This is a genomic window from Cellulomonas sp. URHE0023, assembly GCF_000688475.1.
Lineage (GTDB): Bacteria > Actinomycetota > Actinomycetes > Actinomycetales > Cellulomonadaceae > Cellulomonas.
This window is the reverse complement of sequence record NZ_JIAN01000010.1, coordinates 132,558-143,966: the sequence shown is the minus strand read 5'-3', so window position 1 is coordinate 143,966 and position 11,409 is coordinate 132,558. Positions and strand designations below refer to the sequence as shown.

Genomic DNA, 11,409 nt, shown 5'->3' with positions numbered 1-11,409 from the left:
CGGATCATGGTTACGCTCCCCGGCGCCGAGCGCACCGGCTTCACGCGGGACCGGATCACCGTCGCCTTCTACAGCACGTTCGCCGTGTGGGGCTGGCTCCTCTACAGCTTCAACCCGAGCGTCGCGCTCCTCGCCGACGACCTGGGCATCTCCGACGCCCAGGCCGGACTGCACGGGACGTCGATGGCCGCAGGCGCGATCCTCGCTGCGTTCGTCATGCCGCGCCTGGTCCGTCGGCGCGGCCGCCGGGCGACGGTCGTCGCGTCCGTCTCCCTCATCGCGGTCGGGGTGGTCGCGCTGGTCCTGGCGCCCACGCTGGCGTGGAGCCTCGGCGCGATGTTCGTGGTGGCGCTCGGGGGCAACGCGGCGCTGACCGCCACCCAGCCGGGTCTGGCCATCCGGCACGGTCGAGCGTCGTCGGCGGCCCTGACAGAGGCGAACGGCATCGGGTCGTCGGTCGGGCTCGTCGGCCCGTTGGTCGTCGGGGCGTTCGTGGCCGTGGGATGGGGCTGGCGGCCCGCGGTCCTGGTGACCGCACTGCTCGCGGTGGTCTCCGCGCTCATGCTCGCGCGGATCCCCGTCGGCGGGGCGATGACGCCCGCGCACGAGCCCGCGGCCCCGGCCCCCGTCGCCTCGAGCGCACCGGCTCGACGCAGCGCCGTTCCCGCCCTGTGCTTCTTCGCGACACTCGTGTCGGCGGTCGCCATGGAGTTCGCCACGACCTACTGGGCGACGAGCCTCGTGATCGACCAGACCGAGGCCGGTGCCGGTATCGCGGCGGCCACGACCGCCGGCCTGCTGCTCGGGATGTCGACCATCCGGTTCGTCGCGGGCCCGCTGTCGCTCCGCATCTCGCCGGCGCTCCTGCTCGCAGGCTCGTTCCTGCTGGCGATCTGTGGCTGGACCATCTTGTGGACCGCGACGACCCCCGCGATCGCGATGGTCGGCCTCGTCGTCTCCGGGCTCGGCTACGGGCTTCAGTACCCGCTGTCGGTCGCTCTGCTGCTGGCCACCGCCCCGCACCGGCCGGACGCCACGCAGGCGCGCGCGACGTTGGCGGTCGGCCTCGCGATCGGCGTCGCGCCCTTCGCGCTCGGCGCGCTCGCCGACGAGTTCGGCACCCACCGGGCGTTCGTGCTGATCCCCGTCGTCGCCCTGGTGGGTTGCGTCGCCGCGGTGGTTGGCGGCCGCGCGATCCGTCGGGTCGTCGGGGCGCAGACCGACGCGGTCGCCCTGGAAAGATGACCGCGTGCCCCGTCCTGAGCTCCAGCCCGTCACCTCGCCCGACGACGAACGCCTCACCGACTACGTCTCCCTGACCGACGTCGAACTGCGTTCGAAGCTCGAGCCGTCCAAGGGTCTCTACATCGCGGAGAGCTCGACCGTCCTGGGTCGGGCCCTCGCGTCGGGTCACCGGCCGCGGTCGGTCCTGCTCGCTCCGCGCTGGGTGCCGGACCTGGAGCGGATGCTCGCCGCGCTCCCGTCCGACGACGTCGTCGTCCCCGTGTATGTTGCCGACGAGCCCGTGCTCGAGGCGATCACCGGCTTCCATGTGCACCGCGGAGCGCTCGCAGCCATGCATCGTCCGCCCGCCCTGCCGGTCGAGACCGTCCTCGCCGGTGCGCGGCGGGTCGCGGTGCTCGAGGACATCGTCGACCACACCAACGTCGGTGCAGCGATGCGCGCGTGCGCCGCGTTCGGGCTCGACGCGGTGCTCATCACGCCGCGCTGCGCCGACCCGCTGTACCGGCGGTCTGTGCGTGTCTCGATGGGGACCGTGTTCCAGGTGCCGTGGACGCGCATCGACCCGTGGCCCTCCGGGCTGGACCTTCTGCGCTCCCTCGGGTTCGTGACCGCGTCGCTGGCGCTCACCGACGACTCGATCTCGCTCGATGTGCTGGCCGCCAACCCGCCGGACAAGCTGGCACTGATCCTCGGCGCCGAGGGCGACGGGCTCAAGCCGTCGACGATCGCCGGCTCCGACCTCGTCGTCCGCATCCCGATGGCCGGTGGCGTCGACTCGCTGAACGTTGCCTCCGCGGCGGCGGTGGCCTTCTGGGCGACGCGGGTTCCTGACACCATGGGCTGATGTCTACGGACCTGTTCCTGCCGGTCGGACCGAGTGCGGACGACGTCGCGGACCGGCTGCTCGCGGCACAGCTGGGGGCGCACGAGCTGTTCGCCGTCTACGCCGGTGACAGGCTCGGGTGGTACGCGGCGCTCGCGGCACACGGTGCGTCGTCGTCGACGGAGCTGGCCGAGCGCACCGGCACCGATGAGCGCTATGTGCGTGAGTGGCTCGAGCACCAGGCTGTCGCGGGCTACGTCACGGTCGACGACGACCGACGCTTCACGTTGACCGACGGTGCGCGGGAAGTGCTCACCGACGTCGACTCACCGTCGTTCCTGGCACCGCTCGGGCGCATGCAGGCTGCGTCGGGCCGAGTCGTGGACGACCTCGTCGACGCCTACCGCACAGGAGGTGGGGTGTCGTGGGAGCGGCTGGGCGACGACGCCCGGACGGCGCAGGCCGCGCTCAACCGCCCGCTGTTCCTCGGTCCGCTCGTCGAGGAGGTGCTGCCGTCGATCGCGGTGCTGCACGCGATGCTGCGACGCGGTGGACGGCTCGCGGACGTCGGCTGCGGACAGGGCTGGTCGTCGATCGCCATCGCGCAGGCGTACCCCGAGTCCATCGTCACCGGCATCGACGTCGACGCACCCTCGATCGACGCAGCGCGCGCGAACGCCTCGGCGGTCGGGGTGGACGTCCTGTTCGAGCATGCCGACGCGGCGTCGGTGCGAGGCGCGCGGTACGACGCGGTCACGTTCTTCGAGTGCGTGCACGATATGGCCGACCCGGTCGCCGTGCTCGCGGCAGCACGAGCGATGGTCCGCGACGACGGCTACGTGCTGGTGGCCGACGAAGCCACGCAGGAGACGTTCTCCGCGCCCGCGGGTCCCCGTGAGCGGCTCTTCTACGGCTGGTCGCTGTCCGTGTGCCTGCCGGACGGCCTGTCCACCTCACCCAGCGTCGCGACGGGCACCGTCATGCGGCCGGCCACGCTGGAACGGTATGCGCGCGACGCCGGGTTCGCGGGGATCGAGATCCTGCCCGTCGGGCTCGACCTGCTGCGGTTCTACCGCCTGCTCATGCCAGTGCAAGACCCTCGATGAGCTCGACGCCGGGTGCACGCGCGAGCAACGCGCCGGGCAGCGCGATCTTGGACCGGCGCAGGCCGCTGCCGATGACGACCACCCCGCCGGCGTCCGGGTCGTCGAGCGCCACACGAGCGTCCACCATGACCCGGTAGCGCTGCGGCAGTCCCAGTGGCGTGATGCCGCCGTACTCCATGCCCGACTCCTCGACGGCGCGGTCCATCGGCAGGAACGACGCCTTGCGCACGTCGAGCAGCCGCTTGACGGCGTTGTTCACGTCGGCGCGGGTGGTGGCCCGCACGACGCACGCCGCGACGCGTTCCTCGCCCTCCCGTCGGCCGGCGACCAGCACGCAGTTGGCAGACGCGGCCGGCGGCAGGGCGAACGACGCGGTGAGGGTCGCTGTGTCGGCAAGGTCCGGGTCGATCTGGGTGACCAGCACGGCGTCGGCCACGTCCGGCTCCTCGTCTGCCCACGCGGTGAGGGTCGCGAGCGTCGAGGTTGCGAGGAGATGGGGGTGGTCGAGCGCACGGTTCCAGGTGAGCGTGCCCAAGGTCATCGCTGATAGGTCCCGACGAGGATCGCGCGCGCGAGCGTGTGGAAGGTGACCGCGGTGTTGGCGGCTCCGGGCATGGTGTCCGGCGACAGCCCGAGCGAGCCGGTGTCGAGCGCGTGCACGACGAAGAAGTAGCGGTGCACCTGGTCGCCGGGGGGAGGGGCGGCCCCGACGTAGCCTGCGACACCGTCGTCGCCCCTGAGCTGGACGGCGCCTGGCGGAAGGCCTGAGCCGTCCGGGTTGCCGGCACCGCGGTCGAGCGAGGTGACGTCTGCGGGGACGTCCGCCAGAGTCCAGTGCCACCAGCCCGCCGGACCGGGAGCGTCGGGGTCGAAGCAGCTCACCAGGAACGACTTCGTGCTCTGCGGGAACCCTGACCAGGACAGCTGCGGCGACACGTTGCGGTCGTCGCCCGTGTTGGTGTGGACGTCGGGCACGGGCTCGCCGTGGGCGATGTCCTCGCTGGTCAGCGAGAAGTCGGGCACCTTCGGCAGGAGCGAGTAAGGATCCGGGGCGACGGGGCGGGTGAGGTTCGCGGCCATGGCGCCATCATGTCGCGGCATGCACCTCCGTGCGCGTCGTCTCCGGCTCGCGGCGGCCGACCAGGGCCCGTGCCGGAAGCAGTCGGTCGATCCCGACGAGGGCTAGGCCGAGCACGAAGAAACCGATGGCATAGATCACGACGTTCTTCAGCAGCCCGCCGTAGCCGAGCTCGGAGACGTCGACGAACCCGTAGGGGTAGGCGCTCCCAGGGCTGATCTCGCCGCGGGTCGTGCTGAACGCGCAGTAGGCGACCGGGTAGGTGAGCCACAGGGCGGCCGTCCGGATGTGGAGCCGGCGGTGGGGGACCATCAGCAGGAAGTGCACGAACGCGGCGATCGGTGTCAGCCGGTGCACCAGCTGGTCGTGCGTGAGCCCGAGCGTGATGATCTCCTCGCCGGGCGGGGCAGGGTCGAGGATCAGGTACGAGACGAGCCCGGTGATCAGGATGAAGAGGGTGACGGCGCCCCACAGCCACGGTTGCGGCTCCGGCCGGCGGGCGAGGACCGCGACGCCACCCCAGAGCATGACCGCTGCGAGCAGCAGGTTCGACTGGTTGGTGAAGTAGACGTAGTCCTGCAGGTCGAACCCGAGTCCGTCGCTCGGCGACCAGAACAGTGCGACGAACGTGACCGCTGCCAGTGCGAGGCGGTAGACCCCGACGACGACTCCCATGACTGCCCTTCTGGCCTGCCGGCGACGCTGCCGGTCGCGAAAACGTACATCCCCCGAGTGGTCCATCGGCGGATTGACAGTGTCGTGGATGTCAGCGTGTACTGAGATACTTCGAACAGATGTTCGATGACTGTGTCGATGGGCGAGCTACATGGACCAACGACGTCGACCCGCCGACATGGCCAACTGGATCGCCAACTGCATCGTGACGAGGGAGGTGCGCATGACCGCCGGAACTCTGAGCCGCGAGGACCGGGTCAGGCTTGCTCGCGCGGCCCTCGCGCGCGCCGAGGAACGGACCGGCGCACGCAGCGTGCTGCCGATCGGTGACCGGCCTGAGGCTCCCGTCGTGGCGCTGGTACCCGCCGAGGCGGATCCGGTCGTCACCGCCGGGATCCTCACCACCGAACGGCCACCCATGGCGGTGCCTCCGGCGCTCGTCCCGCTCCTGCCGGAGGGGCTGCGCCGTGGCGCGACGACCGTCGTGAGCGGCTCCACCTCGCTCGTGCTCACCATGCTCGCGCACGCGTGTGCCGGTGGGGCGTGGGCCGCTGTGGTCGGGCAGCCCACCATCGGGCTGCTCGCCGCGGCGCAGGCGGGGGTGTCGCTGGACCGGCTGGCCGTGGTGCCGCGGCCCGGGCTCGAGTCGCCGACCGTGATCGCGGCGCTGCTCGACGGGGTGGACGTGGTGATCGTCGGACCGCAGGTCGCGCTCACCGACGCCGACCGTAGGCGTCTGTCCGCGCGTGCGCGCGACCGGGGTTCCGTGCTGCTGTCCACCGCCGACTGGTCCGGTGCCGGTGTGGTGCTCACGGTGCAGCATGGACGGTGGACCGGGGTGGACTCGGGCGAGGGACGGCTGCGGACCCACGAGATCCGGGTCGCGCGCACCGGCCGGGGAAGCGCCGCTGTGCCGCAGTCGCTCGACCTGACCCTGCCCTTGGGTGCTGAACCGGTCGCCGCCCCCACCGCACCGCTGACGGGACTGAGGCTCGTCGGATGAGTACGCGGACCACGGTGCTGTGGGTCCCTGACTGGCCGGTGGTGGCCGCGGCTGCCACCGACGGTGTGCCCGCTCACCTGCCCACGGCGGTCCACGACGGGCAGCGGCTCACCGCAGTGTCCGCCGTGGCACGAGCCGAGGGTGTGCGGCGGGGGATGCGGCGTCGGCAGGCGCAAGGGGTCTGCCCCGAGCTGGTCCTGCTGCCCGCCGACGACACTCGCGACGTGCGCATGTTCGAGCCTGTCGCTGCCGCCGCGGAGACCGTCGTGGCGGGCATCGAGGTGGTGCGCGCAGGGATGCTCCTGCTGCCCGCGGGTGGCGCGAGCCGGTACCACGGGTCCGAGGAGGTGCTCGCGGAGCTGCTGGTCGACGCGGTCGCCACCAGGTCGGGGCACGAGTGTGCGGTCGGCACGGCCGACGGGCTGCTCGCCGCGGTCCTGGCCACCCGATCGGGGTCCGTGGTGCCGTCCGGTGGGTCGCCCGCCTACCTCGCCCGGCACGGTGTCACCGAGCTGGTGCACGCTGCGGTCACCGACGAGGCGGCGGCCGCGGTCGCGGACCTGGTGGACCTGCTGCACCGGCTCGGGCTGCGCACCCTCGGGCAGCTCGCTGCTCTGCCGCCCACAGACGTGCACGCCCGGTTCGGTCGCCTGGGTGCCTGGGCGCAGCTGCTCGCGCGCGGCGACGACGAGCGGCCTCCCGCCCGGCGTCGTCCTGAGGCGGACCTCGAGGTGTCCACGGAGCTCGACCCTCCGCTCGACCGGGTCGACTCGGCGACCTTCGCCGGTCGGCGGCTGGCCGAGGAGCTGCACGAGCTGCTGGTGCAGCACTCCGTGACCTGCGGACGCCTGCAGATCGCCGCGCGCACCGACGAGGGCGAGGACCTGGTCAGGACCTGGCGCACCGACCTCGGCGGCTGGGGCGGCCTGACGCCCGCACGCATCACCGACCGGATCCGCTGGCAGCTGGAGGGCTGGCTGGCCACGACCGCGGTCGAGACAGCACGCGGGCGTTCCCTGGACGACCCGGCGGCACGCGCACGCTCCGCAGGTGCTCGGGCCGCCGTCGCCTCGGGCAAGGACCCATGGGCGCACGACGACCTGCCCGTGGACCCGTGGCCCGACGACTCGCGTCCCGTCACGCTCGTGCACCTCGCGGTCAGCGCCCTGGACGTCGCTCCGGCGGGTGCCGAGCAAGGGCGGCTCTGGGGCGGACCGTCAGGTGGTGACCTTCGTGCCCACCGAGCCCTCGACAGGGTGCAGGGGATCGTCGGTGGTGCAGGGATCCTCGTGGCGACGTTGCAGGGAGGTCGTGACGTCCGCGACCAGGTGCACCTGCGGTCGTGGGGTGAGCAGACCGAGCCGGCGCGACCGTTGGACCGACCCTGGCCGGGGCGCCTGCCCGACCCCGCACCGGCGACGGTGCTCGATCCGCCCGAGCGCGTCGAGGTCCGCGATGCCCTGGGGATGCCCGTGCAGCTCGACGTGCGCACGGGGACGACCGGGGAGCCCGCATGGGTGCGCTGGCTACCGCGGGAGGACGACGAGGGTCTCGAGAGTGCCTCCGGTCGTGGTGTGCGCGCGGACGGGTACTCCGTCGGAGGTCGGAAGGTGCGCCAGCGTCGGCGCAACGTCGCCCAGGCGGCCGGTGACGAGGTGCGGTCCGTCGTCGGGTGGGCTGGGCCGTGGCTGCTGAGCGAACGGTGGTGGACAGACGACCGCCCAGGGCTGCGCGCGCACCTGCAGGTGACGTTCGATGACGGTCGTGCCGTGCTCCTGGCCTGCACGGCGACGGGGTGGACGTGCGAGGCGACGTATGACTGACCCGAAGGCCGAGAAGACGCAGCACGGGAGTGCGTCGCTGCGCTACGCCGAGCTCCACGCGCACTCGGCGTTCAGCTTCCTGGACGGGGCGAGCCAACCCGAGGAGCTGGCAGCCGAGGCATCCAGGCTCGGTCTGCGGGCGCTCGCGGTCACCGACCACGACGGGCTCTACGGCGTGGTCCGGTTCGCGCAGGCCGCCCGGGCGGTCGGGCTGCCCACGGTGTTCGGTGCCGAGCTGCACCTGCCGGCACCGGACGGTCGTCGCCACCCGAGGGAGACCCGGCTTACCCCGGGGCCGCCGGTGCTGGATCTGCCGACCGGTGTACCGGACCCACGTGCGTCACACCTGCTGGTGCTCGCGCGGGGCGCCGACGGGTACCGCGCACTGTCCCGCGCGATCGCGGAGGCTCACCTGCGCACCGGAAAGAAGGGTGCGGCCGACTACCGGCTCGAGGAGCTCGCCGAGGCGGCCGCGGGGCAGTGGCTGGTACTCACGGGATGTCGCAAGGGATCGGTCCGGCGAGCACTCGCCGGCGGAGACCCGTCTGGGGTCGCCGGCGTCAGCGCCTCGGGCGTCGACGCCGCACGCAAGGAGCTGGACCGGCTCGTCGCCCTGTTCGGACGGGACAACGTGGCGGTCGAGACGACAGCGGCCGGGGACCCGTACGACGCCGAGCGCGCCGACGCCCTCGCCTACCTCGCGGCCTCGGCCGGCCTCCCGCTCGTCGCAACCGGCAACGTCCACTACGCCACCCCGAGCGACGCCGATCTGGCCTCTGCGCTCGCAGCCGTCCGCGCACGGTCGTCGCTGGAGGACCTGGACGGCTGGCTTCCCGGGGGACCGGGCGCGCACCTGCGATCGCCCGCGGAGATGCTCGCGCTGCACCGCCGGCACCCCTCAGCGGTCGGTACCGCGGCGGACCTTGCCGACGAGTGCGCGTTCGACCTGTCGCTCGTCGCGCCGAACCTGCCGCCCTACCCGGTTCCTCCCGGGCACACCGAGGCGACGTGGCTGCGCGAGCTGGTACGACGGGGGGCTCTCGAGCTGTACGGACCTCCGGAGGAGGAGCGTGTGCCCGGCGCGTACGCGCAGCTTGCTCACGAGCTGCAGGTGATCGAGGACCTCGGGTTCCCTGGCTACTTCCTGGTGGTCTACGACCTGGTGGACTTCTGCCGCCGCAACGGGATCATGGCTCAGGGCCGAGGTTCGGCGGCCAACTCGGCGGTCTGCTACGCGCTGCGAGTGACCGCGGTCGACGCGGTGCGGCACGGTCTGCTGTTCGAGCGGTTCCTCGCCCCGGAGCGCGACGGTCCACCGGACATCGACGTGGACATCGAGTCCGCACGCCGGGAAGAGGTCATCCAGTACGTCTACGAGAAGCACGGCCGGTCGCATGCCGCGCAGGTGGCCAACGTCATCTCCTACCGACCGCGGTCCGCTGTCCGGGACGCCGCCCGTGCACTCGGGTACGACGCCGGTCAGCAGGACGCGTGGGCGTCGTCGATCGAGCGCTGGGGGAGCCTGCGTCCGCCTGCCGAACCGTCGCCGGTCCCACCGGAACGGCCCCACACGAGCACCCGGGCGCAGGCCGTCGGTCCACCCTCTGCGCCGGTGCGGTCCGTCCGGCCGCACGTCGGCCACACCGGGCTGCTTCCCGAGCAACCGGGCACCGTCGTCACCGCGCGCGAGGAGCGGTGGCGCACGCGTGCCTCGATGTGGGGCAACACGTGGGAGCCACCCTCCGTCCTGCGGGCTCCGAAGGGGGTGGAGACGCCCGGGCTGGCCACCGCGGACGGGCACGACGTGGTCCCCGCGGTCCTGCCGCCGTCGGCGAGCGACCTGGACGAGATCCCCGAGCAGGTCATCGACCTGGCGGACCGGTTCCTGCGCCTCCCGCGGCACCTGGGCATCCACTCGGGCGGCATGGTCATGTGCGACCGACCGGTGATCGAGGTGTGCCCCGTCGAGTGGGCGAGGATGCCGGGACGCACGGTCCTGCAGTGGGACAAGGAGGACTGTGCGGACGCCGGGCTGGTGAAGTTCGACCTGCTGGGGCTCGGGATGCTCACGGCACTGCGCATCGGGTTCACGTCCGTGAAGGAGCACGAGGGCAAGGAGCTCGACCTGCACGGGCTGCCTGCAGAGGACGTCCGGGTGTACGACCTGCTCAGCGCGGCCGACACGGTGGGGGTGTTCCAGGTGGAGTCGCGCGCTCAGATGGGCACGCTGCCGCGGCTGCAGCCGCGCACGTTCTACGACATCGTCATCGAGGTCGCCCTCATCCGGCCCGGCCCCATCCAGGGCGGCTCGGTGCACCCGTACATCGAGCGCGCGCACGGCAGGCAGCCGGTCACGTACCTGCACCCGCTGCTCGAGAAGTCGCTGGCCAAGACCAAGGGTGTCCCGCTGTTCCAGGAGCAGCTCATGCAGATGGCCATCGACGTCGCGGACTTCACGCCGGCCGAGGCGGACCAGCTGCGTCGTGCCATGGGGTCCAAGCGGTCGACCGAGCGGATGGAGGCGCTCAGAGGGCGGTTGCTCCAGGGGATGGCCGGGCACGGGATCGACGCCGACACCGGTCAGCAGATCTTCGACAAGCTCAAGGCGTTCGCGGACTTCGGGTTCCCTGAGTCGCACGCGTACTCGTTCGCGTTCCTCGTCTACGCCAGCGCGTGGCTGAAGGTGTACCACCCGGCTGCGTTCTACGCGGGGCTCCTCGCGGCGCAGCCGATGGGGTTCTACTCGCCGCAGTCGCTCGCCGCCGATGCGCGTCGGCACGGCCTGGAGGTGCTCCGGCCGGACATCCAGCTCTCGGACGTCCAGGCGTGCGTCGAGCGCCTGGCGCCCACGCCACCCGGTGGGGAGCCGCTCCTGGCTCCCACCCCCAGCGGTACAGGACCGGTCACCGCGCCGGGGGTGCGCACCGGTGCCGGGTCGGACCGTCCGAGGTCGCTCGCGGTCCGGCTCGGGCTCTCGTCGGTGCGGTCGGTGGGGGAGGACGTCGCGCAGCGCGTGGTCGACGAACGCCGGGCGCATGGCCCGTTCGCCGACCTGCGCCAGCTCGTCCGTCGCGTCCAGCTCTCGACCGCGCAGCTCGAGGCGTTGGCAACGTCCGGGGCGCTCGACAGCCTGGGGGTCACGCGGCGGGAGGCCCTGTGGGCGGCGGGTGCGCTGGCGCAGGAGGGGCCGGACACGCTGCCCGGGGTGTCGGTCGGAGTGAGCGCGCCGACGCTGCCGGGTCTGAGCGACGTCGAGGTCGCCACCGCGGACGTCTGGGCGACAGGGGTGTCCGTCGACTCCTACCCGACGCAGTTCGTGCGCGACGGGCTGGACGCCGCCGGTGTCCTGCGGGTGGAGCAGGCGTACACGCACGAGCTCGGCCGGCGGGTTGCCGTCGCAGGCGTCGTCACGCACAGGCAGCGGCCTGGGACGGCCGGAGGCATCACGTTCCTGTCGCTGGAGGACGAGACGGGGTTGCTCAACATCATCTGCTCGGCAGGTCTGTGGCAACGGTTCCGCAAGGTGGCGCGCACGTCCCGCGCACTGGTGGTGCGGGGGCGGCTGGAGCGTTCCGACGGGGCGACCAACCTGGTCGCGGAGCACCTGGTGCCCATGTCGCTGCGCGTCCGGACGAGCTCACGCGACTTCCAGTGAC

General features: G+C 72.5%; 9 protein-coding genes. 6 read left to right on the top strand and 3 right to left on the bottom strand.

Translation table 11 applies throughout. From position 1 onward, the window contains the following. Positions 1-6 precede the first annotated feature (6 nt). From N553_RS0119005 to N553_RS0118995, 3 genes are read left to right on the top strand one after another with little or no spacing between them, the layout of a single operon-like run. The gene (locus tag N553_RS0119005) at positions 7-1,245 is read left to right on the top strand and encodes a sugar MFS transporter (RefSeq protein WP_028047843.1); all 1,239 of its coding nucleotides are present in this window, start codon (positions 7-9) and stop codon (positions 1,243-1,245) included. Between the two features lie 4 nt (positions 1,246-1,249). Next, on the top strand, positions 1,250-2,089 hold the full coding sequence (locus N553_RS0119000; protein ID WP_028047842.1) for an RNA methyltransferase: 840 nt from the start codon (positions 1,250-1,252) through the stop codon (positions 2,087-2,089). Then, on the top strand, positions 2,089-3,174 hold the full coding sequence (locus N553_RS0118995) for a bifunctional 2-polyprenyl-6-hydroxyphenol methylase/3-demethylubiquinol 3-O-methyltransferase UbiG (RefSeq protein ID WP_028047841.1): 1,086 nt from the start codon (positions 2,089-2,091) through the stop codon (positions 3,172-3,174). The genes N553_RS0119000 and N553_RS0118995 overlap by 1 nt, the downstream gene beginning before the upstream one ends. Here the strand turns inward: N553_RS0118995 and N553_RS0118990 are convergent. From N553_RS0118990 to N553_RS0118980, 3 genes are read right to left on the bottom strand one after another with little or no spacing between them, the layout of a single operon-like run. Continuing rightward, positions 3,149-3,715 (bottom strand): YbaK/EbsC family protein, encoded by a 567-nt coding sequence (locus N553_RS0118990; protein ID WP_028047840.1) that lies wholly within the window; start codon positions 3,713-3,715, stop codon positions 3,149-3,151. The two genes, N553_RS0118995 and N553_RS0118990, sit on opposite strands and share 26 nt — an antisense overlap. Continuing rightward, entirely contained in the window at positions 3,712-4,254 is a 543-nt protein-coding gene (locus tag N553_RS0118985) for a YbhB/YbcL family Raf kinase inhibitor-like protein (RefSeq protein WP_028047839.1), read from the bottom strand. The genes N553_RS0118990 and N553_RS0118985 overlap by 4 nt, the downstream gene beginning before the upstream one ends. Positions 4,255-4,261: 7 nt before the next feature. Continuing rightward, positions 4,262-4,927 carry a Pr6Pr family membrane protein gene (locus N553_RS0118980; RefSeq protein ID WP_028047838.1) on the bottom strand — a complete coding sequence of 222 codons (666 nt, stop codon included), beginning with the start codon at positions 4,925-4,927 and terminating at the stop codon, positions 4,262-4,264. 223 nt (positions 4,928-5,150) lie between these two features. Here N553_RS0118980 and N553_RS0118975 point away from each other — a divergent pair, with 223 nt between their 5' ends. The 3 genes from N553_RS0118975 to N553_RS0118965 are packed head-to-tail and all read left to right on the top strand — an operon-like array spanning position 5,151 to position 11,408. Beyond that, positions 5,151-5,930, top strand: a complete 780-nt coding sequence (locus N553_RS0118975; RefSeq protein WP_028047837.1) for a hypothetical protein — start codon at positions 5,151-5,153, stop codon at positions 5,928-5,930. After that, a complete protein-coding gene (locus N553_RS0118970) occupies positions 5,927-7,753 on the top strand; it encodes a DNA polymerase Y family protein (protein ID WP_028047836.1) in 1,827 nt (608 codons plus the stop codon). The genes N553_RS0118975 and N553_RS0118970 overlap by 4 nt, the downstream gene beginning before the upstream one ends. After that, positions 7,746-11,408 (top strand): error-prone DNA polymerase, encoded by a 3,663-nt coding sequence (locus N553_RS0118965; RefSeq protein WP_051640369.1) that lies wholly within the window; start codon positions 7,746-7,748, stop codon positions 11,406-11,408. The genes N553_RS0118970 and N553_RS0118965 overlap by 8 nt, the downstream gene beginning before the upstream one ends. Position 11,409: the final 1 nt, after the last annotated feature.

What these genes read in the sequence shown, in the direction of transcription:
- N553_RS0118970 (WP_028047836.1), top strand. Translation starts at nt 5,927, where the DNA reads ATGAGTACGCGGACCACGGTGCTGTGGGTCCCTGACTGGCCGGTGGTG.
- N553_RS0118965 (WP_051640369.1), top strand. Translation starts at nt 7,746, where the DNA reads ATGACTGACCCGAAGGCCGAGAAGACGCAGCACGGGAGTGCGTCGCTG.
- N553_RS0118975 (WP_028047837.1), top strand. Translation starts at nt 5,151, where the DNA reads ATGACCGCCGGAACTCTGAGCCGCGAGGACCGGGTCAGGCTTGCTCGC.
- N553_RS0118990 (WP_028047840.1), bottom strand. Translation starts at nt 3,715, where the DNA reads ATGACCTTGGGCACGCTCACCTGGAACCGTGCGCTCGACCACCCCCAT.
- N553_RS0118985 (WP_028047839.1), bottom strand. Translation starts at nt 4,254, where the DNA reads ATGGCCGCGAACCTCACCCGCCCCGTCGCCCCGGATCCTTACTCGCTC.
- N553_RS0118995 (WP_028047841.1), top strand. Translation starts at nt 2,089, where the DNA reads ATGTCTACGGACCTGTTCCTGCCGGTCGGACCGAGTGCGGACGACGTC.
- N553_RS0118980 (WP_028047838.1), bottom strand. Translation starts at nt 4,927, where the DNA reads ATGGGAGTCGTCGTCGGGGTCTACCGCCTCGCACTGGCAGCGGTCACG.
- N553_RS0119005 (WP_028047843.1), top strand. Translation starts at nt 7, where the DNA reads ATGGTTACGCTCCCCGGCGCCGAGCGCACCGGCTTCACGCGGGACCGG.